16 protein-coding genes are annotated in these 23623 nt (G+C 63.7%); 5 read left to right on the top strand and 11 right to left on the bottom strand.

Annotation, left to right across the window (positions count from 1 at the left end; translation table 11 throughout):
* The 10 genes from OP497_RS00140 to OP497_RS00095 all read right to left on the bottom strand — a co-directional run bounded on the left by OP497_RS00140 (position 1) and on the right by OP497_RS00095 (position 16034).
* On the bottom strand, positions 1 to 1170 hold the full coding sequence (locus OP497_RS00140) for a hypothetical protein (protein WP_280545709.1): 1170 nt from the start codon (positions 1168 to 1170) through the stop codon (positions 1 to 3).
* A 15-nt stretch (positions 1171 to 1185) separates the two neighbouring features.
* Positions 1186 to 3441, bottom strand: coding sequence for a polysaccharide biosynthesis tyrosine autokinase (locus OP497_RS00135; protein WP_280545708.1), 2256 nt, complete (start codon positions 3439 to 3441; stop codon positions 1186 to 1188).
* A gap of 19 nt (positions 3442 to 3460) precedes the next feature.
* The gene (locus OP497_RS00130) at positions 3461 to 4588 is read right to left on the bottom strand and encodes a polysaccharide export protein (protein ID WP_280546021.1); all 1128 of its coding nucleotides are present in this window, start codon (positions 4586 to 4588) and stop codon (positions 3461 to 3463) included.
* A 493-nt stretch (positions 4589 to 5081) separates the two neighbouring features.
* Positions 5082 to 6350, bottom strand: coding sequence for an O-antigen ligase family protein (locus OP497_RS00125; RefSeq protein ID WP_280545707.1), 1269 nt, complete (start codon positions 6348 to 6350; stop codon positions 5082 to 5084).
* A gap of 30 nt (positions 6351 to 6380) precedes the next feature.
* Complete coding sequence (locus OP497_RS00120; RefSeq protein WP_280545706.1) at positions 6381 to 7715, bottom strand: UDP-glucose/GDP-mannose dehydrogenase family protein; 1335 nt, start codon at positions 7713 to 7715, stop codon at positions 6381 to 6383.
* Positions 7716 to 8035: 320 nt separating this feature from the next.
* A complete protein-coding gene (locus OP497_RS00115; protein WP_280545705.1) occupies positions 8036 to 9043 on the bottom strand; it encodes an NAD-dependent epimerase in 1008 nt (335 codons plus the stop codon).
* Positions 9044 to 9375: 332 nt separating this feature from the next.
* Positions 9376 to 10518 (bottom strand): glycosyltransferase, encoded by a 1143-nt coding sequence (locus tag OP497_RS00110; protein WP_280545704.1) that lies wholly within the window; start codon positions 10516 to 10518, stop codon positions 9376 to 9378.
* Positions 10518 to 11975 carry an O-antigen ligase family protein gene (locus OP497_RS00105; protein WP_280545703.1) on the bottom strand — a complete coding sequence of 486 codons (1458 nt, stop codon included), beginning with the start codon at positions 11973 to 11975 and terminating at the stop codon, positions 10518 to 10520. The genes OP497_RS00110 and OP497_RS00105 overlap by 1 nt, the downstream gene beginning before the upstream one ends.
* Positions 11976 to 12014: 39 nt before the next feature.
* Positions 12015 to 13979: a nucleoside-diphosphate sugar epimerase/dehydratase gene (locus OP497_RS00100; protein WP_280545702.1), complete on the bottom strand. Its 1965-nt coding sequence runs from the start codon at positions 13977 to 13979 to the stop codon at positions 12015 to 12017.
* Between the two features lie 327 nt (positions 13980 to 14306).
* Positions 14307 to 16034, bottom strand: coding sequence for an SLC13 family permease (locus tag OP497_RS00095; RefSeq protein WP_280545701.1), 1728 nt, complete (start codon positions 16032 to 16034; stop codon positions 14307 to 14309).
* Positions 16035 to 16177: 143 nt separating this feature from the next.
* On the opposite strand from OP497_RS00095, the gene OP497_RS00090 reads away from it, so the two are divergent.
* From OP497_RS00090 to cysQ, 5 genes are all read left to right on the top strand, one after another.
* Positions 16178 to 16963: a helix-turn-helix domain-containing protein gene (locus tag OP497_RS00090; RefSeq protein WP_280545700.1), complete on the top strand. Its 786-nt coding sequence runs from the start codon at positions 16178 to 16180 to the stop codon at positions 16961 to 16963.
* A 199-nt stretch (positions 16964 to 17162) separates the two neighbouring features.
* Positions 17163 to 18065 (top strand): sulfate adenylyltransferase subunit CysD, encoded by a 903-nt coding sequence (gene cysD / locus OP497_RS00085; RefSeq protein WP_280545699.1) that lies wholly within the window; start codon positions 17163 to 17165, stop codon positions 18063 to 18065.
* 173 nt (positions 18066 to 18238) lie between these two features.
* On the top strand, positions 18239 to 18583 hold the full coding sequence (locus OP497_RS00080) for a four helix bundle protein (RefSeq protein ID WP_280545698.1): 345 nt from the start codon (positions 18239 to 18241) through the stop codon (positions 18581 to 18583).
* Between the two features lie 71 nt (positions 18584 to 18654).
* Entirely contained in the window at positions 18655 to 20559 is a 1905-nt protein-coding gene (cysN, locus tag OP497_RS00075; RefSeq protein WP_280545697.1) for a sulfate adenylyltransferase subunit CysN, read from the top strand.
* A 200-nt stretch (positions 20560 to 20759) separates the two neighbouring features.
* Positions 20760 to 21542, top strand: coding sequence for a 3'(2'),5'-bisphosphate nucleotidase CysQ (gene cysQ / locus OP497_RS00070; RefSeq protein ID WP_280545696.1), 783 nt, complete (start codon positions 20760 to 20762; stop codon positions 21540 to 21542).
* A 70-nt stretch (positions 21543 to 21612) separates the two neighbouring features.
* Here cysQ and OP497_RS00065 read toward each other — a convergent pair whose 3' ends face one another.
* A complete protein-coding gene (locus OP497_RS00065; RefSeq protein ID WP_280545695.1) occupies positions 21613 to 23595 on the bottom strand; it encodes a nucleoside-diphosphate sugar epimerase/dehydratase in 1983 nt (660 codons plus the stop codon).
* Positions 23596 to 23623 lie beyond the last annotated feature (28 nt).

Below are 23623 nucleotides of genomic sequence, written 5' to 3'. Positions count from 1 at the left end.
TCAGGGACCTGTCAGCCAGGGCAAGCCTGAGGACACGATGGGACGGGAAACGCTCGTCCTGGCAGGTGCCTCATGCCAACGCTGCCGGCAATGCCAGAGCACCACCAGCATGATCCAGAACAGAGTGGTGCGTAGCCCGTTGTGGGTGACTGAATAGAGAAGCGGCCCAGATGCGGCGATCCAGAAGTAGAGAGGGGCCCGCCAAAGTGCTGCCAGCAACAGGGCGATAAACAGGGCCAGGCCGGGCAAGCCGTAGGAAAACAACATGGTGCCGAAGGAAGAGTGGATCTCATTACCACCGAAGGGGCGGAAACGTTCACGATTTCCCTCTCCGGCCCCCAGCAAGTTGTATTCCCAGAAAACTACAATCCGCTCATACTTTCGGTCAGCGTAGATACCATCGACCTTCTCCGGTGCACGATCGAAACGACGATCGAGATTGTCTTGCACTTGTCCCCCGGTCCAGGTATCGAGGACGAACAACGAAACCAGCAGCACCGGGACCAGCAGCAGTAACCGCAACACCTGCCGTGCCTTGCCCATATTGGCCATCACCCAGGCAAGGCCTACCAGACACAACCCACCCATTGCCCCCAGTGAAGAGGCCGCCAGGATATTACCGATGACGGCCACCGTGGCAAGGACCGGTAGAGGGCTCACCTTGGGTCGAAAACCATAGCTGGCCAGCACCACAACCAAGGCACACAGCGAGAAATATGCCAGCTGATTGGGGTTGTTGAAGGTGCCAGTGGCACGAGCACGCCCAGTGAGCAAGTCAAGCAGTACTGCCGAAAAGGCAACCAGAAGAGCAATCACCAATGCCAGACGAATAACCATCAAGGCCGAGGGGGCCGCAAACAGGAAGCGCGCCAAGCTCACGCCCAGGAGAAGGTTATAGAGAAAGAACATCTGGAACAGAAGGAAGCCCGTTGACTGGTAAAGTGCCGTCCATGCCAGGCTGACCAAGGTGACCCAGCTCACCATGGCCAACCAGATCAGGATGAATCGGTGCTGGAGAAGACCACGGTCATCGCGTAATCCCATCAACAGCATCAGCGCAATGAACGGAATCATCACGAAATCCGAGGGCTGAGGAAGGCCGCTGGGAAAGGCGTAGAAGGATGATAACGACAGACCGAGGAAGAGGACCCACCCCCCAAGAAAATTCATGCTCCCTCCTCCCCATCAACGGTAGGCATAGAGATAACTTTCGCCATAGCCATACCGACCGGTTGCGGTCTTCTCGATACCGTTGAGGATGGTGCCCTTCAGGATGACCCCGGAATGCTCAAGCCGTCGTTTGGCGGCACGAACCTCCTTCAGCGAACTGCTCCCATAGCGAACCACCATCAGGCTGGTACCCACCAGCTTTCCGACCACGGCAGCATCAGTGACCGCCAGCACAGGCGGCGTGTCCAGCACCACCAGCTCGTATCGCTGACTCATGGCGTCCAGGAATTCGTGAAACCCCTGCTGCATGAGCAGTTCTGACGGATTGGGGGGCACGCTTCCCCTAGACACGTAATCCAGTCCCTCGAGCGACGTGAAGCGGATCGCCTCCTCGAGGCCGATCCGTTTCGCCAACAGATCCGACAATCCATCATCACCCTTGCCAAGGAACGCATGATGCAAGTGCCCACGGCGCATGTCCGCATCCACCAGCAACACCCGCTGCCCTGCCTGGGCACATACCGCTGCCAGATTCGCCGCAACGAAGCTCTTGCCCACCCCGGGGCTCGCTCCTGCAATCATCAGCCGGTTATTACCGGCCTCCAGCATGCCGAAATACAGACTGGTACGAAGCGCACGTAGCGATTCGATGGCCACTTCATCAGGTTCCTGGGCTGCCAACAGGCCGCGAAAGATGTTATACCCGCCATGTCGGGAACGGATGCGCCTTGCAAGCTTCCCTTGATCAGCGGAACGGGGCACCACCGCATAAACCGGCAGCCCCACCGCCTCGAGCTGATCGGGCGTTTCAACGGCTCTGCTCAACACAAGCTTGAGGACCACGAACACCATCGCCAGCAATGCACCGAACACTGCGCTTGCCACAGAGACGAGAGGAATCTTGGGTGCAATCGTGCCACGTTGCAGCACTGCAGAATCGAGGATGCGGACATTGCCTACCGTTCCCGCCTTGAGCAACCGCATCTCCTGGCGCTGGTTGAGCAGTTGCACGTAGATCTGCTGGTTGACTTGGGTGTCACGGGTCAACCGTAGGACTTCCTGCTGGGTCTCCGGCAACTGGTTGACCTGGGCCTCGATCCGCTCCTTCTGAGCGACCAGCTGTTCACGCTGGCGCAGCACCGCCTGATAGTTGGGATGACCGGGGCGGAAGCGCTCGGCAAGGTCGGCCTCGGTAAGCCTGAGAGCCGACAGCTGGTTCTCGACTGCCACCAGGCCATTCAGCAGGTTCCGGGTCTCGAAATTGAGGTCAACGGAATCACGTTCGGCCCGGTAACTGTTCAAGCGATTCTCGGCAGTCGTCAGCTGTTCATTCACTTGCGGGATCTGGGCATCCAGAAAGGCAATCTGCTTCTCCGCCTCCTCGGACTGACGCTGCACATTCTGGGACAGGAACACGCCCGTAATGGCATCCAGAATGTTGTCGATTCGATCCCGATCCGGACCGCTCAGTGTCAGGAGGAAAACCCCCGAGGCATTACCCTTAGGTACGATCGTGAAACGTCGCTGCAACTTGGCAATGGCTGCGAGCCTGGACACACGACGCACCTGGAACTCGGCGCCGACATGTACTTCCATCCGGCCAATGAATAGACGATACCCACTGTCATCCTGGAGTGTCTCCCCTACCCTTCCGCCGAGGATCAACAGATCGTCTCGCCATAGCTCGATGGTATCCGGGCCCGTCACCCGGAGAAGGTGGGCCTTGCCCTCTGCCGACGCCGGTACATCGAACCGGCTTAGCTCCAGCGTTTCCCCATCCCATACATGGCGATCAACAGTGCCCGAACCCACGCCGGGAATTCGTTCGAGAAGACCACGGGGCACCAGGCGTTGAAACCAGTCGTATGTCACGCCATGATTGATCAGGAAGTTTCCTGCCCAGGGCAAGCGCTGCGGGTCGACTTCGATAGCCAGATCGAGACGATCGACGGTATGCCCCATGACCATCCGGGACTGCAGGATCTCCATCTCTGCCGAGGCAGGATTCCCCATCTGATTTCCCACACCCAGAACTTCCAGCACTCCTAGTCCTGCCCCACGGTTCTCGATTTGTATCAGAGCATCGGCCTGATAGACCTTCGGCTGGGAGCTGGCATGGAAGTACCCCCCCAGCAGGAACAACAAGGCCGTGGTGGCAATCAGCCACTTGTGACCGATCAGCACGGAGACCAGCTTGCCGAGACTGATATCGAGGTTTTCCGGGGGCGGCTGTTGTGCTGCTCCAGGCGGGTTTGCAAACACGCTCATCATGGTGCCCTCGATATCACAATTAGAGCTGGCCGGCGTCGTCGAACGACTGAGCCACATCTCCCGGGAAGGTCAGGCTCGGCAGCAGCAGGCTGATCACGTTGTTCCAGCGAGCCAGCGGTGCGGAGGTCACGTAGACCACGTCCTGTGGCTGCAGCGGGAAGCGCGTGCCCAGCATCAACCGGGTCGCATCACTGATATCAAGCTGGTAGACGGTGGCCAGCTTGTCGCTGTCGGGCGCATGGCCGCGCACCACGAAGATGCCGGAAGGCTCGGCACGCAGCTCGTTCACGCCCCCGGCCCGGGCCAGTGCATCCGTCAGGGTGATGCGTTCGTTGCCCAGGGCAATGGCCCCGGGACGCCGCACCTGCCCCAGCACCACCACGTTCTGGTTCTCCGAGGTCGGCACATGCAGCATGTCGCCATCGCGCAGCAGCTGGTTCTGGCTCAGGTCGCCCTGGCGCAGCAGGCCATAGAGCGACAGGCGCTGCTCGCGTCCCTCACGCACCAGCAGGATGTTATGCCAGTCGGCATTGGGGTTGGCCCCACCCACCTGGCTGATGGCATCCAGGATGGTCATCGGCACGATGGTGATCGGCAGCGTCCCCGGGGTATTGACGGCCCCGCTGACATACACCTTCTGGGAACGGAAGGCGGCCACCCCCACTTCCACCTGAGGGTCGGTGATCACTTCTGACAGCCGTAGCGTGATCAACCGGCGCACCTCTTCCAGCGTCATCCCGGCGACGTTCACGCGTCCCACATAGGGATAGAACATGGTGCCATCGGGCCGGATGCGGTTACCCGTCTCCGCCGCCGCGCGCTCGGCGCCCGCGGGGATGGTCAGCTCGGGGTGGTCGTAGACGATGATGCTCAGCACGTCGCCCGGCCCCAGTCGATACTCGTATTCCTCGAGCTGGCCTTTCAGCTCACTGGAGACCGGCCGCGAGAACGATTCCTGGACTGGCGCCATTGCCGCCACCAGCTGCGGCGTGATCGGCTCGAGGTCAACTCGCCCGTCCAGCGACTCGCCGACCGTGTCCTCGTCGATATGACCGCCGGGCGCCATGGCACACCCGCCAAGCAGTAGCATGGCCGTGAGCAATACGACCAGGCGGGCCCTGGCCCACCGGGGATGCCCATCCTCCAACCTGGTGGTAGCCCTGTCTTCTAGCTCTACCGAATGCACGATCATCACGACATCCCCCCGTTTTCTTCAGGCCACGCTACCGCCCCGAGGGTGTCGCCTGACATCGCCCCGAAGCCCCTTGCTGCAGCCACATGACACACTGCAATCTGCCTGCCCGGACTGCTCCATCACCAGTTCAGCGAAGAGATACAAATCAACACCAAGTGTGGCCGGACAGATAACGTAAGCTTACAAAGTTACAGAACAGCCACATTGCGGTTTTCCTGAACCGCCGGGGCTGATAAGGGGCGTGCGGAGAAGGCGGGAAACGATGGAGAGGGATCAGCAGAGCGGGAGTGACCGAGACATCAGGCATGACTCAGTCACGAGGCTGAGCACGCATCAGGGCGAACTCATACCAGAAGGCAGGATGGCAGCGAAGCGGCGTGATGGGGTCGGATGAACGACATGCAGTAAGAAGCATCGGCAGCAAGCACGACGGGCGTATGGCCTCTCAGCCAGGCAGGAGGGTCCGCCGAGGCGAGGATGAGTCTACCAGCACCCAGGGCACCATCAGCCATCCCAGGAACACCAGGAGGCCCGCCGGATAGGCAAGAACGCCATAGGTCAGCCCGAATCCCAGATAGGCCACCGGCACCAGTGCGCCGGCCAGGGCAAGCGCGGTATTCCCGCCGGCATCGGCGCGGCGCCCGCCGCGGAAATGCCACCAGGGCAGCAGATAGAGCGCCAGCAGAACGCCGAGCCCGAGCAGGCCGCGCCGCACCCAGGCATCCAGCAGGTCCTGGTGGGGATGCCAGAATTCCAGCAGATGCGCGCCGAAGGGGGAACCCGGCCGCGCCACCAGCCTGGCCATGCCCTCGTCAAAGCCAGCCTGCCCGTGCCCAAGGACCGGCGCCTCGCGAACCAGCTGCCAGGCCCCCCGCCACAGGGCGATGCGGCTGCTTACCGAACTCGGCCTCTCTGGATGGGCCACATAGGCCTGGAACTCGGCCACCGCTTCGTCGACCCGCTCCTTCACCCGGGTATCCGGCGTCAGGTAGAGCGCCAAGGGTACGGCCAGCAAGAGAATCAGCAGCGACCGCCAGGCCCATGGGCGCAGGAGGTGGCCCTGCCCGTGGCGCCAGCCTCTCAGGAAAACCCATGCCACCGGTGGCAAGGCGATCCACCCACCACGGGCGCCGGCAAACCCCGAGGCCACCACCCCACCGATGGCTCCCAGCATCAGTAGCCAGAACCACTTCCGGTCGTGCACGTGCAGCGCCCAGCCCAGGCCGGCCAGGCAGAGCAGTCCGGTCAGCAGGCTGAGGTTGCCGTAGATGATCGGATTGAGGCCGATGCCATCCGGGCGCTGGTCACCCTGCACGAGTGCCTGCCACAGTGCCGAAGCCCCGGTCAGCATCCCACCGGTCGCCAACCCGCCCCACCACGAAGCCAGTGAAGGAGGAGTAGTGCGCAGCTGCAGGAGTGCCGGCACGGCCAACCAGGCCGCCAGCACCAGGGGCACGCCGCGGGTGCCCTGGGGAGAGACGATGCAGGCGATCAATTGCGCTACGCCCAGAAGGCAGAATGCCACCGCCAGTTGGCGGTCCGGCACGCTCAGCTGCGCAAGGCGATAGCGCCGGCGGCTCCAGCCCAGCAGCCCTGCCACGGCAAGCCAAATCGGCCCAAGCCAGTAACCCCAGAGGAGCGCCAGGGGCAGGGCCGTCAGCAGCACGACCCCGACGCTGCTGACGCGACCGGCCGGGAGCCTGGAAAGCCGCATACGAGATCCTCCCGGGACCGACAGGGCGCGCTAGCTCAGCGAATCACCCCGCCCCACGGCGAAGTAGAGCAGCCCGGCCGCCTTGACCGCGTCCGGCTCGAAGAGATTACGCCCGTCGACGACCACCGGCATGGCCAGCTGCTGCTTCAGCCAGGCGAAGTCCAGGGTGCGGAACTCCTTCCACTCGGTGCAGATCACCAGGGCATCGGCGCCCTTCACCGCCTGGATGCGATCGCCCACCAGCACCAGGTCATCGCGCTCGCCGTAGAGCCGGCGGCACTCCTTCATCGCCTCGGGATCATAGGCCTGGACCTTCGCGCCGGCGTCCCACAGCGCCTCCATCAGGGTGCGGCTCGGCGCGTCGCGCATGTCGTCGGTGTTGGGCTTGAAGGCCAGGCCCCACAGCGCGATGGTCTTGCCGGTGAGGTCATGATCGAAGGCCTGCGCCAGCTTGGCGAAGAGGGTCTGCTTCTGGCGCCGGTTCACCGCCTCCACGGCGGTGAGCAGTTCCGCCTGGTAGTCCACGTCGGCCGCGGTGCGCGCCAGGGCCTGCACGTCCTTGGGGAAACACGAGCCGCCATAGCCGCAGCCCGGGTAGATGAACTGGTAGCCGATGCGGGGGTCGCTGCCGATGCCGCGACGCACCTGCTCCACGTCGGCCCCCAACCGCTCGGCCAGGTTGGCGATCTCGTTCATGAAGCTGATCTTGGTGGCCAGCATGGCGTTGGCCGCGTACTTGGTCAGCTCGGCGGCGCGCACGTCCATGAACATCAGCTTTTCCTGCTGACGGATGTAGGGGGCATAGCACTCGCGCATCAGCGCCATCACCCGTTCGGCCTCGGTGCCGACGATGATCCGCGCGCCGTGGGTGAAGTCCTCGATGGCCGCCCCTTCCTTGAGGAATTCCGGATTGGAGCAGACATCGACCTCGAGGGCCTCGCCCCGAGCCTGGAGCGCGTTCACCACCGTCTCGCGCACTCGGTCCGCCGTACCCACCGGCACCGTGGACTTGTCGACGATCACCTTGTAGTCCGCCATGTGCCTGCCGATGGTCTCGGCCACCGCCAGCACGTACGTCAGGTCGGCGCTGCCGTCCTCGTCCGGCGGTGTGCCCACGGCGATGAACTGCAGGGTTCCGAAGGCCACCGCCGCTTCCGGGTCGGTGGTGAAGCGTAGCCGCCCCGCCGCCATGTTGGCCTTCACCATGGACTCGAGCCCCGGCTCGAAGATGGGGATCTCCCCGCCCTCCAGCCGCGCGATCTTCTCCGCGTCGACGTCCACGCACAGCACGTCATGGCCCACGTCGGCCAGGCAGGTGCCGGTCACCAGCCCCACGTACCCCGTCCCGAAAATGGTGATCTTCATTCCCTGTCTCCCGTTCTGTCCTGTTTATCTGTTCTGTTCACGAAGCACGCCCTGCAAGCCCAAAGAACCCAAGGTGTGAGAGCCGTCAGTATTGTGGGAGCCGTCGGTATTGTGGGAACCATCGGTATTGTGGGAGCCGTGCTTGCACGGCGATAGAGGGCCCACGGCTCTTGCCACTCCCCATACCCGACACCCCCTTCGCGCTGCAAGCAGCGCTCCTACAATAGGTATGGCGCCCTCTCCCACCGTGATTCAACTTGTGGGAGCCGTGCTTGCACGGCGATAGCCCGACGGCGATGGCCCGACGCCTCCGCATGCCCCTAGACCCCATAGAACCCGCGGTACCACTCAACAAACTTCCTCACGCCCTCTTCCACTCCCACCCGGGGCCGATACCCCGTCGCCTGGAACAGCGCCTCGGTGTCCGCCCAGGTGCGCGGCACGTCCCCCGGCTGCATCGGCTGGAAATCGCAGATCGCCTCACGCCCGGTAGCGGCTTCCACCGCGCGGATGAAGTCCATCAACGGCACCGGGCTACCATGGCCGATGTTATAGAGCGCATAGGGCGCACTGGAGCTGTCGGGGCCCGCCTCGCTGGCCTGCCACTGGGGATCCGGCCGGGGGATGCGCGCCAGCACTCGCACGACCCCCTCGACGATGTCATCGATATAGGTGAAATCCCGCTCCATCTCGCCATGGTTGTAGACCGGGATCGGCTCACCGGCCAGCACCGCCCGGGTGAACTTGAACATCGCCATGTCCGGGCGGCTCCAGGGGCCATAGACCGTGAAGAAGCGCAGCCCGGTGGTCGGCAGCCCGTAGAGGTGGGCATAGGTGTGGGCCATCAGCTCGTTGGCCTTCTTGGTGGCCGCGTAGAGGCTGATGGGGTGGTCCACGGCATCCGAGGTGGCAAAGGGCACCCGGTCGTTCATGCCATACACCGAGCTCGACGAGGCATAGACCAGGTGCTCGACCCCCTGATGCCGGCAGCCCTCCAGCACGTTCAGGTGCCCCACCAGGTTGCTGTCGGCATAGACATGCGGGTTCTCCAGCGAGTAGCGCACCCCGGCCTGGGCCGCCAGGTGGATGACCCGGTCGAAGCGATGCTCGGCGAACAACGCCGCCATCCCTGCGCGGTCGGCCAGGTCCAGCCGGATGAACCGCACGTCCTCGCAGTCGGCGAGGTCGTCGAGCCGCGCCTGCTTGAGCGACACATCATAGTAATCGTTGAGATTGTCGATCCCCACGATCTCGTGGCCCTGGCCGGCGAGCCGCCGGGCCACGGCGTGGCCGATGAACCCGGCCATGCCGGTAATCAGAAGCTTCATGGTGTCTCCCCGCGTGGCGTCGGCGTGGATTGTAACGCACTCGTAAGGCGGCCGCGTCCCCGCCACTTGTTCTCCTCACTGTGATAGCCTTGCGCAGATTTGCCAGCCAGGAATCCGCCATGGCCCACAAACCCCTCGGGAACAGCGCCAGTCAGGCGCTGCGCGCCATGCCTGGCGCACCAACGAAAAGCGCCGACCAATGGCCGGCGCTGCCCGGGCTTTGACGCCTCGGTCTGGATCACTGTCTTGAAGTGTCGACAATTCATGTCGATCGCCATCTAGAAGCAACAGCCCTCGATTCTACGTTTTGGACAGGAATGGAAACAGGCAGGTCATCCGGTTGAAACGAAACACGCCGCCACCGTCTCGGGCCGGAAATCATCCAGCCAGTTCTCCTTGATGAGCGGCTTGTCGCCCTGCACGGCCATGCGGATGCCCTCGGCCAGGCGCTCCTCGTCGTGGGGCACCACACAGCTCGCCAGCTCGCCCTTGAGGATCTCGCGGATGCCCCCGGGGCAGTCCACGCTGAGCACCGGCGTGCCGCAGGCCAGCGCCTCGAAGAGCACGATGCCCATGCCCTCGAAGCGAGAGCTGAGCACGAACAACCGGGCATGGTGCATCCAGGGGTAGGGATTGGTACGCTGGCCGGCGAAGACCACGCGTTCCGAAATGCCAAGCTCACTCGCCAGGGCTTCGAGCCGTGGACGCTCCTGACCATCCCCCACCAGCACCAGTTGCAACGTGGTGCCCGATCGGGCATAGGCGCGCAACAGCATGGCATGGTCCTTGGCCGGCACCAGGCGCGCCACATTGACGATGTAAGGGCCTTCGGGAAGGTCAGGCTCGGGCTCCCGCATCTGCCGACGAATGCTCTCGACCGGGCAGGGGTTGGGGACGACCTCGAGTGACTCCGGCGCGAAGCGCCAGGCCTGCATGGCCGCTCTGACGCTCTCGGCCACCCCCTGGGACACCGCCACCAGATGACGGCGGTGGTAGAGGCAGCGCGCAAACAGCCTGCGTTGCCAGTTGGTATCCCCCGCATGCAGGATGTTCTCCAGCACGTAGCGCGCCCGGTCGTCCCGGAAGGTCCACACCAGCTCGAAGGTGCCGACCCCGCGGAAGACGATACGGTCCACCCGCCCCTGGCGGCGCTCGAAGGCCCTGAGCCAGAGCCGGAACACCAGCCCCCCCATGATGCCCGAACCAAGAAACAGCGAGCGCTTAACCACCGGGTTCACGAAGATCCGCACCAGCAGTTCCAGCACCAGCCCAACCCCGGTAAGCCGGGCCCACCAACGCAGCGCCAGACGGTGCTGCTGCACATTAGGGTGTTCCGGTGCCAACGGCGCCTCCACGCGCCGGAAGCTCAGCAGGTGACTCTCGTGTCCAGCCTGGGCGAAGGCATCCGCAAGGTTCACCGCTACACGCTCCATGCCCCCCATCTTGAGCGAGCGAACCACCACCAGCGTGCGCATCAGGCCTCCTTGCGGAAGAAAGGGAAGACACGTTGGCCGCTCTCCACCTGCCATCGCCAGATATGAGTCACCAGGCCCCCCATGACCATGTTGAACACGTACACTCCACTCCCAAACCCCATGAAGGACTCGAACTGGTTCACCACCATCCAGAAGACGAAGAAGGCGGTGCCAAACAGCGCCATGTCTCCCGGCATCACTCCTGCGCGCCAGGCCTTCCAGGTACCGATTCCCATCCAGGCCGCCAACGCCACGAATAGCCCCACGCCAAGCAGCCCGTAAGCAACCCATATCTCGAGGAAGCTGTTATGCAGGTGGCCATAGCGCTCCTTGTAGATAGGGGGGAGCCACTCGGTATGATCCATCACAAGTCCACGAGCCTGACCTCCCCAACCGACCAGTGGACGCTCGGCAATCCACTCCCCGGCGGCACGCCAGGAATGGATACGCACCCCGATGCTGCTATCCGGGACCTGCTCCAGATTACCAGCAATAATCTGCTCCATGACTTGCCGTTCCTGTCCCAGCCTCCTCTCGATCGACTCATGGAAATAGCTCCCCCCTAGAACAATCAACAGGGCCAGCGAACCCAGCAGAGCGAACATTCGCCTGGCCGCACGTGGGTGGCCGGTGACACGTTCGTATACCGCCCAACAAAGGCCAGCCAGGCTGAGCGCCAGCAGTAGCCCCAGCCAGGTAGCTCGGGTCTGGGTGACCATCACCCCAGCAAGGCAGACTGCAATACCCAATAGCCAGCTAATTAACCTGACAAGGCGCCATGGCCCGGCACCCAGCAAGCGACCCGACGTGGCCACCAGGCCAAGCAGTACCGTGCCCAGCAACATGGAATCGTGCTGGGCATTCTGGATCGACAAGTTGACCCGCGAGCCCAAAAGCCCCCTCTGCCACACTGACCAGGCGGTAAACGGCGGAAGCATCACCAGGATCACCCCAAGCGCCCCTAGCCCCCAGGCCAGCCAGGTGAACCGGGTATTGCCGCCCAGCCACCAGGCCACGCCGATGAACAGGAATAACTTGGCGAGGCGGTCGAGTTGCGGGTTATCGGAGATCCACTCGGGATGATGGAAGTAGCCGCCTGTCCAGGAGACCAGTTGCACGACCACCGCCGCCAGCAACAGCCAGAGGGGGCCCGAGCCGCGTACTCCCTTGCCCCAGGTGAGCGCAGCCACGAGGCCCAGGAGGCCCATCAGCGTACCGCCGCCCTCGCCCACTTCGGGCCAGAGAAACCGCAGCGCGGCATAGGCCAGCAGGCCGATCAGGGCAAACCACCTCAGCCCTGCCGGGGTTTGCCATGCGGTTTCCGGCAACCCGCCAATGTTCTTCAGATGTGCCATACCAACCCGTGACCAGCCTTTTTGAAGAGGCATATCATACCAGAACGCACAGGCCCGAAGCTGCTCCCGCACCAGCACCAGAAGCAAGAGACCCGGCACCATGGCCGGGTCTCGTTTCTCAAGGGCAGTGACGGTAACGCGTCAGCCGATACCAAGCTTTCGTGGCCTCGTGGTGACCGGCACCACCTTGCCGCCCGGCGTGGCGGGCAGCAGCAGGTCGCAGGGTTCGCTGCTGTGGGCGAAACCGCTCACGCCCCGTTTCAGGCTCTCGCAGGCATGATGGCAGTCGAGCCGCTGCTCGGCCTCGTGCAGGGCCTCCAGCAGCTCCCGCAGGGTCGGCGTCGGCAACACCTCCTCCCGCGCACGCATGATCTTGGGGTGCGAGGTACCGACCACGTTGTCGCCGATCAGCAGCTCTTCAAAGAGCTTTTCCCCGGGGCGCAGGCCCGCAAAGGTGATCTCGATATCGCCATCGGGGTTGGCTTCGTCCTTCACCTCCAGCCCCGTCAACTGGATCATGCGCCGCGCCAGGTCGAAGATCCGCACCGGCTCGCCCATGTCGAGCACGAAGACATCCCCGCCCTGGGCCATGGAGCCCGCCTGGATCACCAGCAGCGCCGCCTCGGGAATGGTCATGAAGTAGCGGGTGATCTCGGGATGGGTGACCGTGACCGGCCCGCCCTTGGCGATCTGGCGGCGAAACAGGGGCACGACCGAGCCACTGGAGCCCAGCACATTGCCGAAGCGCACCATGGAGAAGATGGTGCGATGCCCTTCCTTCTGGCCATGGCGCGTGGCCAGGTCCTGGAGCACCAGCTCGGCCATGCGCTTGGTGGCCCCCATCACGTTGGTGGGCCGCACCGCCTTGTCGGTGGAGATCAACACGCAGCGCTCCACGCCGAACTTCGCGGCGCTCTCGGCCACCACCCGGGTGCCGTGGATATTGTTGCGCACGCCCTCCAGCACGTTGTTCTCCACGATGGGCACGTGCTTGTAGGCCGCCGCATGATAGATGGTGTTCACCCCATAGCGCCCCAGGGTGGCCTCCACACGCGTCCGGTCGCACACACTGCCCAGCAAGGGGAGGATGGGGAAGCTGGCGCCCATCTCGCGCTTCAGGGTCTCGAGCTCCTGATCGATGCTGTAGAGCCCGTATTCGCTGATCTCGTAGAGCACCAGTGCCCGAGGCCCGCCGCGCATCACCTGGCGACACATCTCGCTGCCGATGGAACCCCCGGCGCCGGTGACCATCACCACCCGGTCGCGGATGCTGGCATCGATCAGCTCGTCCCTGGGCGGCACCGGATCGCGCCCCAGCAGGTCCTCCAGCTCCACCTCGCGCAACTGGTCCAGGCTTGCCTCGCCGGAGACGATCTCCGGCATGGAGGGCACGGTCTGCACATGAACGGGCAGCTCCGTCAGCTTGTCGAGCGCCTGCTTGCGCTGGGCCTTGGTGGCGTTGGGCATGGCCAGCAGCACACGCTGAATCTCGTGCGCCGCCACCATGGCCTCGGCCTCCTTCGGCGAGAAGACCTTGACCCCCTTGATGAGGCTCCCCCACAGGGACGGCTCATCGTCCAGAAACGCCGCCACATAGAACTCGCGCCCATTGCCCAGCGCCATGGCCAGCTGCACCCCGGCGCCACCGGCACCGTAGATCGCCACCGCCTGCTTTGCGGTGTAGTGGCGAATCAACCACTGGTAGTAGCTGCGCACCAGCAGCCGCGTGCCCCCCACGTACACCAGGGTGACCAGGGCGAAGTTCACCGGTACCGAGCGCGGAAAGCCCTGCCACTGGTAGAAGTAGGCCGCCGCCCACATCATCAAGGCCAGCAACACCGAGCCCTTGATCACCGCCCACATCGCCTGGGGGCCCATGAAGCGCACCACCGCGCGGTAGAGCCCGAGCTTGGCGAAGATGAACACCCCCACCACCGGCACCACCAGAAACAGCCACCAGAAAGGCTCGATGTAACGCGCCGGCCACCACTCGGCCAGGCGCAATGCATAGGCCGACCAGAGCGCCAGCGGCAGCGCCACGAGGTCCGCCGCCACCATGATCAGCCGCTTGCGCGAACGGCTCAAGGTGGTAATCCGTTTATGCATGCCGTCAGACCTTTTCATACTCAAATCCCTGAGTTTTAAAGCAATTATGGCAAGAACCGCAGCACTTCTGCCCGACCAGCCAAGGGTGACATGATAGAGCGAAATTCTACTCTGCGTACCCAGCCTTAACTAGTGGCAAGTGAACCGCGCTCCCACTCCTTGCATCGTCTGGTTCTGATATGTTCGTCGGGTGATGCAAGTGGGGGGAGCCCTTGAGCCTGGTCACTAAAGGCTCTGATCCAGAGGAAAAGTTACTGCGACTGTTACAAGATCACCGACAACCGCATTCTCGGGGCGTATCTGATGAGTTGGCCCATGAGAACGCTGTCAGAAAGGAAATACCAGTGGCGTGAGCAGCAGCACCGCGGCCGAGTAGGTCAGGCTGACCGGCAGGCCGACCCGCAGGAAATCGCCCATGCTGTAGTGGCCGGGGGAGTAGACCATCAGGTGGGTCTGGTAGCCGTAGGGAATAAGGAAGCAGGCGCTGGCCCCGTAGGCCACGGCCATGATGAAGGGCATGGGGTCGACGCCGAAGGCCTGGGCGGTGGTCCAGGCCACGGGGAAGGCCAGCGCCGCGGCGGCGTTGTTGGTCACCGTCTCGGTGAGCAGCAGCGTCAGGACATAGCAGCCGATGAAGGCGGCATAGACGCCATGGCCGCTGAACAGGCCTTGCATGCCAGCGGCGAGCAGGTCGGCGGCCCCGGAGGCCTCCAGCCCTTGGGCGATGGCCAGGGCCGAGCCGATGATGACCCACAGCTCGAAGGGAAAGCGGCGGCGCAGCTCCGCAGGGCTTAGCACCTTGCCGGCCAGCAGGCCGGCCATCAGCAGCAGCAAACCATGGAAGAGCGGCAGCAGCTCGGCGGCGGCCAGGCCGATCACGCTGATGAAGCCGGCCAGGGTCAGCCAGCTCTCCATGCGGCTAAGCTGGGGGCGAGTCAGGCTACCGCTGAGCAGGTGGAAGTTGCGGTCGAGGTTACGGTGCTGGCGGAAGTCGCTACCCACGGCCATCAGCAGGCAGTCGCCCGTGCGCAGGGGGATCTGCCCCAGCTGGCCTTCCAGCCGCTTGCCACCGCGGCGAATGCCCACCACTCCGGCATTGAACATGCTGCGGAAGTCCACCTCCTGCAGGGTCTGCCCGGCCAGCTCCGATTCATGGGAGATCACCACCTCCACCAGGTTGGTGGCCAGCAGGTCATCGGCCTGATGGCCGAACAGCCTGAGCCCCGGGAAGCGCTGCAGCGCCTGCACCTTGCTCACCTCGCCGGTGAACACCAGGGTATCGCCTTCCTGCAGGATCTCCTCCGGCCCCACCGGGCTGATCAGCCGCCCCTCCCGCTCGATCTCCAACAGATAGAGCCCATCGAGGCTGCGCAGGCCGTTGGCCTCGATGCTGCGGCCAATCAGTTCGGAACCGGGCTCCACGTCGGCGGCCAGGAAATAGGAGAGCTTTTCGGCGGTTTCCTCGGGCATGTGGTGGGGCAGCGAGCGGGCCCGCCACAGCAGCATGCCGAAGGTGAGCAGCGCCACCGGAATACCCACCAGGCTGAACTGGAACATACCCAACTCGATACCACCGCTGCTCAGGGCGAAGGAGTTCACCACCAGATTGGTGGAAGTGCCCACCAGGGTGGTCATGCCGCCGAGTATCGAGGCATAGGAGAGCGGGATCAGCAGCCGCGAGGGCGCAATGCGCTTCTGCCGCGAGATGGTGCCCAGAAAGGCGGCGACCACGGCAGTGTTGTTGAGGAAGGCCGACAGCACGGCGCTGGTGCCCATCAGCCGGGCCGTGGCGGTGGACTCGCGACCATTCAGCAGCCGCTCAGAGAGCCAGTCGAGCATCGGGGAACGCTCCAGGGCCAGTGATACCAGCAGCAGCAGCATGAGGGTGGCGAGTGCCGGATTGCTGTACTGACGCAGCAGCGTGGCGGTATCCACCAGGCCGAACAGCAGATAGGCACCGGCCAGGCTGACGAAGGCGATGGCCGGACGCACCCAGCCGCTGATCAGCAAAGTCAGCAGGCCAGCGATGGAGATCAGTACCGCCCAGGTCATCATGGTGACTCGTCCTTGAGGGGTCCGGGTTGGAATTCGCGGCTTGTGGGATTCTACTGGGGCTTTTATGATGATGTCGAATCAAGGGTTATCCACTTTTCACATGTCATTATTTTATTCTTTATACTCAACACCTTGGCGGAATATTGAGCACCAAACATTTATCGCCTGACGCGCTGAACGAACGCCGACTGGAGTCCGTCCGGCTGCGCCTGGATGGTCATACCGTGGTTGAGGTGGCCAAGCGGACCGGACTTTCCGCACCCACGGTATCGGCGGCCTGGAAGGCCTTCCGGGAAGGCGGGTGGGAGGCCGTGCCGGTGCGCCAGCGAGGACGGCGACCGGGCCAGGCAACAGCGCTGGGCGAGCGTGAGCAAGCCTTGCTGTGGCGACTCCTGGCCGAGCAGCCCGAGTTCCCTCGGCCTGGCTGGAACAGCCATGACCTGGCGGTTGCCCTGGTGGCCGAGACCCAGCGCGAGGTCTCCCCGCGGGCCATCGAGCACTGGCTGGCGGCACAGGGCCTCAAACCCGAGCCTCTTTCGCTGGAGGGCCTGGCGCGCAAGCGCTCCACCGCGGGCCGCTGGGTTCGCCAACAGGTGCAACCGATGCTCGATCAGGTCCAGAAAGCCGGCGGCCCGATCTGGGAGGGCGGCGTGCGCGTGGCAAGGCCGCCAAAAGCAGCAGCAAATGCCCCCCGCCTCTATCAGCTATACCTGCACGGCAAGCGCGGTGCTTTATTCACTCGCTGCCTACCGGCACCGCCCAGAGCCGACGACTACCTGGCGCTGTTCGAACGGCTTCTCGCCAGTGCAAAGGGCCCCATCGCCCTGCTCTTCCGCGGCGCCTTCTTCCAGGCCAGCCCGGAGATCCAGCGATGGCTAAACGAACATCCGGAGATGCGGCTGATGGCGGTGCCCCCCGATGCACTTTAGCTGGAAGCTGGAAGACCCGGGCTTCGCCCGGAGCTGGAAGCTGGAAGCTTGAAGCTGGAAGAAACCCCAACCCCAGCACGCTTCAGGGTGCTATGCCGCGAAGCGGCACTCTTCCAGCTTCCAGGCGCGGAGCGCCGCTCTTCAAGCTTCTAGCTTCTCTGGCTCTTCGCGTTACCAGCTTTTAAAACGAGGACATTCAATGACGACACTCACCCATCTTCAACGGCTCGAGGCCGAGAGCATCCAGATCATGCGCGAGGTGGTCGCGGAGACCGAGAACCCGGTGATGCTCTATTCCGTCGGCAAGGACAGCGCGGTGATGCTGCACCTGGCGCGCAAGGCCTTCGCGCCCTCCCCGCCGCCCTTCCCGTTGATGCACGTGGATACGCGCTGGAAGTTCCGCGCCATGTACGAGTTCCGCGACCGCATGGCCGAAGAGATCGGCATGGATCTGATCGTGCACATCAACCCCGAGGGCGTCGAGAAGGACATCAACCCCTTCACCCACGGCTCGGCCATTCACACCGACGTGATGAAGACCGAGGGCCTCAAGCAGGCACTGGACAAATACGGCTTCGATGCGGCCTTCGGTGGCGCGCGTCGCGACGAGGAGAAGTCCCGCGCCAAGGAGCGCATCTTCTCCTTCCGCACCGCCCAGCACCGCTGGGACCCGAAGAACCAGCGTCCGGAGCTGTGGAAGCTCTACAACACGCGCAAGCACAAGGGTGAATCGATCCGCGTCTTCCCGCTCTCCAACTGGACCGAGCTGGATATCTGGCAGTACATCTACCTGCAGAACATCCCCATCGTGCCCCTCTACTACTCAGCCGAGCGCCCGGTGGTGGAACGCGACGGCGCCTTGATCATGGTCGACGACGAGCGCATGCCGCTGGAGCCCGGCGAGGTACCGATGATGCGCAAGGTGCGCTTCCGCACCCTGGGCTGCTACCCGCTGACCGGCGCCATCGAATCCGAGGCCGACACCCTGCCGGCGATCATCCAGGAGATGCTGCTGACCAACACCTCCGAGCGTCAGGGTCGGGTGATCGACCACGACAGCGCGGCCTCCATGGAAAAGAAAAAGCAAGAGGGGTACTTCTAACGCGCCTCCGGCGCGTTAGAAAGCTGGAAGCTGGAAGAGCGGCGCTGCGCGCCTGGAAGCTGGAAGTCCCCGGCTTCGCCGGGAGCTAGAAGCCTGAAGCTGAAAGCTGGAAGAAAACCCCAGTGGCTCTTGGCCTACTCTTGAAAAGTGGTCAGAGAATGGAGGAACTGGGGATGGATTTCGAGAAGCTACAGGTGTGGAAGCGTTCGGCCAGGCTGTCGGCAGAGCTCTACAAGGCGATGCGGGATCTTCGAGACTTCGGTTTCAAGGATCAGATTACGCGCTCCGGGCTTTCGGTACCCAGCAATATCGCGGAAGGCATGACCCGTGGAACGCCTAAGGACAAGCGGCACTTTCTGCTGATTGCCAAGGGGTCATGCGCCGAGCTGAGAACACAGATCTACATCGGCATCGACATTGGCTACATCGACAAGGCCTGCGGATGCCGTTGGATACAGGAAACACGGGAGATTGCCGCCATGCTTTCCGGGCTGATCGGCAAGCTCACTAACGAATAAATCTGCTGTGCGGTTTGGGGTTGGGGTTTCTTCCAGCTTCAAGCTTCCAGCTTCAAGCTAAAGGGTTTGTCATGGCACACGCCTCACCGCTGATCTCGGAAAACATCGAGACTTATCTGAAAGAGCACGAGAGAAAAGGCCTGCTGCGCTTCATCACCTGCGGCAGCGTCGACGACGGCAAGAGCACCCTGATCGGGCGCCTGCTGTTCGAGTCCAAGCTGCTGTTCGAGGACCAGCTGGCCGCCATCGAGGCCGATTCGAAGAAGTACGGCACCCAGGGCAGCGAGATGGACTTCGCGCTGCTGGTCGATGGCCTGGCCGCCGAGCGCGAGCAGGGCATAACCATCGACGTGGCCTACCGCTTCTTCTCCACCGACAAGCGCAAGTTCATCGTCGCCGACACGCCGGGCCACGAGCAGTACACCCGCAACATGGTGACCGGCGCGTCCAACGCCGACGCCGCCATCCTGATGGTCGACGCCCGTCACGGCATCCTCACCCAGACGCGTCGCCACAGCTTCCTGATGTCGCTGATCGGCATGCGCCAGGTGGTGGTGGCGATCAACAAGATGGACCTGGTGGACTACTCGAAGGAACGCTTCGAGGAGATCGTCGAGGAATACCGGGCCTTCGCCAAGCAACTGGGGCTCGAGTCGATCACCTTCATCCCGATGTCGGCGCTCAAGGGCGACAACGTCATCGAGCATGGCCACCACATGCCCTGGTACCACGGCCCCACCCTGATGGCCTACCTGGAGACGGTGGAAGTCGACGACCAGCGCCTGCAGCGTGACCCCTTCCGCCTGCCGGTGCAGTGGGTCAACCGCCCCAACCTGGATTTCCGCGGTTTCACCGGCATGGTGACCAGCGGCACGGTCAAGCCCGGCGACGCCATCCGCGTGCAGCCCTCCGGCAAGACCAGCACGGTGTCGCGGATCTACACCTTCGACGGCGACCTGGACGAGGCGGTGGCCGGCCAGTCCATCACCCTGTTGCTGGACGACGAGATCGACATCTCCCGCGGCGATATCATCTCCGGGGTCGAACGCCCGAGTCAGACCGCGGACCAGTTCGAGACCACCCTGGTGTGGATGCACGAGCAGCCGCTGCTGCCCGGCCGCCCCTACCTGATGAAGCTGGGCACCCAGACCGTCTCGGCCACCGTCACCGACATCAAGTACCAGGTGAACGTCAACACCCTGGAACACGCCGCGGCCAAGCAACTGGACTTGAACGGCATCGGCATCTGTACGCTGAGCCTCAACAAGCCCGTCGCCTTCGACCCGTACCAGGAGAGCCAGGACACCGGCGGCTTCATCCTGATCGACCGCATGACCAACAACACGGTCGGCGCCGGCATGCTGCACTTCGCCCTGCGGCGCAGCCAGAACATCCATATGCAGCACGTGGATATCGACAAGCAGGCGCGCGCCCTCTCCAAGGCCCAGCAGCCCGCGGTGGTGTGGTTCACCGGCCTTTCCGGCGCCGGCAAGTCGACCATCGCCAATCGGGTGGAAAAGAAGCTGCACGCCGCCGGCCAGCACACCTACCTGCTGGATGGCGACAACGTGCGCCACGGCCTCAACCGCGACCTGGGCTTCACCGACGCCGACCGCGTCGAGAACATCCGCCGCGTGGGCGAGATGGCCAAGCTGATGGTCGATGCCGGCCTGATCGTGCTGACCGCCTTCATCTCGCCGTTCCGCAGCGAGCGTGATCTGGCTCGCGACCTGGTGGCAGATAATGAATTCATCGAGATCTTCGTCGACACCCCGCTCGAGGTGGCCGAGGAACGCGATCCCAAGGGGCTCTACCGCAAGGCACGCCGCGGCGAGCTGAAGAACTTCACCGGCATCGACTCCGCCTACGAGCCGCCGGAGCGCCCGGACCTGCACATCAAGACCCAGGCGATAAGCACCGACGAAGCTGCCGACGCCATCATCGCGCTGCTGCGGGAACGCCAACTAATAAGCTAGAAGCTGGAAGAGCGGCGCTGCGCGCCTGGAAGCTGGAAGACCCGGGCTCCGCCCGGAGCTGTAAGCTTGAAGCTGTAAGCCTGAAGTTCGCCGCTTCGCGGCGTTATCCCTGAAAATTCGGTGAAGGGAGTTTCTTACAGCTTAAAGCTTACGGCTTACGGCTCTGGGCGTGCCACCAATCTCTACAAAGGCAGAAATGAATGGATCTTGCAGAACTGCTAGACCAGACGCAGAACATCGCCCATGACGCCGGCCAGGCCATCATGGCCATCTACGCCCGGGACTTCTCCATCGAGGAGAAGGAAGACAAGAGCCCGCTGACCGAGGCCGACAAGGCCGCCCATGACGTCATCGTCAAGGGGCTTCACGCCTTGCCGGGCGGCATTCCGGTGCTCTCCGAGGAGAACACCGAGGGCTTCGCCGGCGCGGATGCGAACGGTCGCTACTGGCTGGTGGATCCGCTGGACGGCACCAAGGAGTTCATCAAGCGCAACGGCGAGTTCACCGTCAACATCGCGCTGATCGAGCACGGCAAGCCGGTGCTCGGCGTCGTCGTCGCCCCGGCACTGGAGGTGTCCTATCTCGCCGCCGAGGGCACTGGCGCCTTCAAGGTCACGTGGGGTGAAGGTCAGAGCGGCGAGCGTCAGCCGATCCGTGTGGCCGGCAAGCCCGCCGAGGGCGCTACCTGGCGCGTGGTGGGCAGCCGCTCCCACCCCAGCCCGGACCTCGCCGAGTGGCTGGAGCAGCTCGGGCCCCACGACATGGTACCCATGGGCAGCTCGCTCAAGCTCTGCCTGATCGCCGAGGGCGCGGCGGATGTCTATCCTCGCCTCGGCCCCACCTGCCTGTGGGATACCGGCGCCGCTCATGCCGTGGTCGAGCAGGCCGGCGGCCGGGTGGAGACCCTGGCGGGCCAGCCGCTGCGCTACGCCACGCCCCAGGAGCACCTGAACCCCTACTTCATCGTCTGGGGCAGTCAGTAACCCACCCATAGACAGCAAGAGACCCGGCGCTTAGGCCGGGTCTCATTTAGTAAAGGGCGCGATTTGCGCGTCACACGCTGCCGAGCTTGAGCGGCCCTGCGCTGACCGGCACCACCTTGCCCTTCGGCTTGCCGGGAAGGAGCAAATCGCAAGGCTCTCCGCTATGGGCGAACCCGCTCACCCCCCGCTTGAGGTTCTCACAGGCATGGTGGCTGTCCATACGCTGCTCGGCCTGTTGAAAAGCCTCCAACAGCTCCTGCAGGGTTGCTTCCGGCAACAGCTCTTCACGAGCGCGCATGATCTTGGGATGTGAGGTACCGACCACGTTATCCCCGATCAACAGCTCCTCATACAACTTCTCGCCGGGACGCAGGCCCGAGAAGGTGATCTCTATCGCACCATCGGGATTGGCCTCGTCCTTCACCTCCAGGCCGGTCAGCTGAATCATGCGTCGCGCCAGGTCGAAGATCCGCACCGGCTCGCCCATATCGAGCACGAAGACGTCCCCACCCTGCGCCATGGAACCGGCCTGGATGACCAGCAGCGCCGCCTCGGGGATGGTCATGAAGTAGCGGGTGATCTCGGGGTGCGTGACCGTGACCGGACCGCCCCGGGCAATCTGGCGCCGGAACAGAGGCACCACCGAGCCGCTGGAGCCCAATACGTTGCCGAAACGCACCATGGAAAAGGTAGTGCGGTGCCCCTTCTCGGTGCCATAGCGGGTGGCCAGATCCTGGAGTACCAACTCGGCCATGCGCTTGGTCGCCCCCATCACATTGGTGGGGCGCACTGCCTTATCGGTAGAGATCAGCACACAGCGCTGGACCCCAAGCCGAGCCGCACTCTCGGCCACTACCCGCGTGCCGTGAATATTGTTACGCACGCCCTCCAGCACATTGTTCTCCACGATGGGCACGTGCTTGTAAGCCGCGGCGTGGTAGACGGTATTCACACCGAAACGGCGCAACGAGGCCTCCACGCGCGTCCGGTCGCATACGCTGCCCAGCAAGGGGTAGATGGGAAACGTTGCGCCCATCTCCTGCTTCAGCGCCTCGAGTTCCTGATCGATGGCGTAGAGGCCGTATTCGCTGACCTCGTAGAGCACCAGGGCCCGGGGAGCGCCTTTCATCACCTGGCGACACATCTCACTGCCGATGGAACCTCCGGCCCCTGTCACCATCACCACCTGATCACGGATGCTGGCATCCAGGAGCTCTGCGCGTGGCGGCACGGGATCACGACCCAGCAGGTCTTCAAGTTCCACCTCACGAAGCTGCTCCAGGCTAGCCTCACCGGAGACGATCTCAGGCATGGAAGGCACCGTCTGCACGTGAACCGGTAGATCGGCCAGCTTGTCGAGCGCCTGCTTGCGCTGTGCCTTGCTGGCGTTGGGCATCGCGAGCAGCACGCGCCGGATATCGAGCCGCTCCACCATCTGCCCTGCCTGCCCCGGGCAGTCGACCTTGACACCCTTGATGATGCTGCCCCACAGCGCCGGATCATCATCCAGAAAGGCCGCGACATAGAACTCTCGACCATTGCCCAGCGCCATGGCCAGCTGCGCGCCGGCGCCCCCGGCGCCGTAGATGGCCACCGCCTGCTTCTCGGTAAAATGGCGGATCAGCCACTGGTAGTAGCTACGCACCAGCAAGCGCGTACCGCCCACGTAGACCAGGGTGACCAGCGCGAAGTTGACCGGAACCGAACGGGGGAAGTCCTGCCACTGATAGAAGAAGGCCGCCGCCCACATCATCAGCGCCAGCAACACCGATCCTTTGACCACGGCCCACAAGGCCTGGGGCCCCATGAAGCGCACCACCGCCCGATAGAGCCCCAGCCGCGCGAAGGTGAATACCCCTACCGCCGGCACCACCAGGAACAGCCACCAGTAGGGCTCGATGAAGCGAGCGGGCCACCACTCGGCCAACCGCAGCGCATAGGCCGACCAGAGGGCCAGCGGTAGCGCTACCATATCCGTGACCACCATGATCAAGCGTTTGCGTGCTCGGCTCATGGTGGTCACGCACTTGTGCATCCTGTCGGATCGGGTCATCGAAACATCCTTACCATACACTTTGATC

The organism is Halomonas sp. 11-S5 (assembly GCF_029889825.1).
Lineage (GTDB): Bacteria > Pseudomonadota > Gammaproteobacteria > Pseudomonadales > Halomonadaceae > Halomonas.
This window is presented reverse-complemented; position numbering and strand designations above follow the sequence as displayed.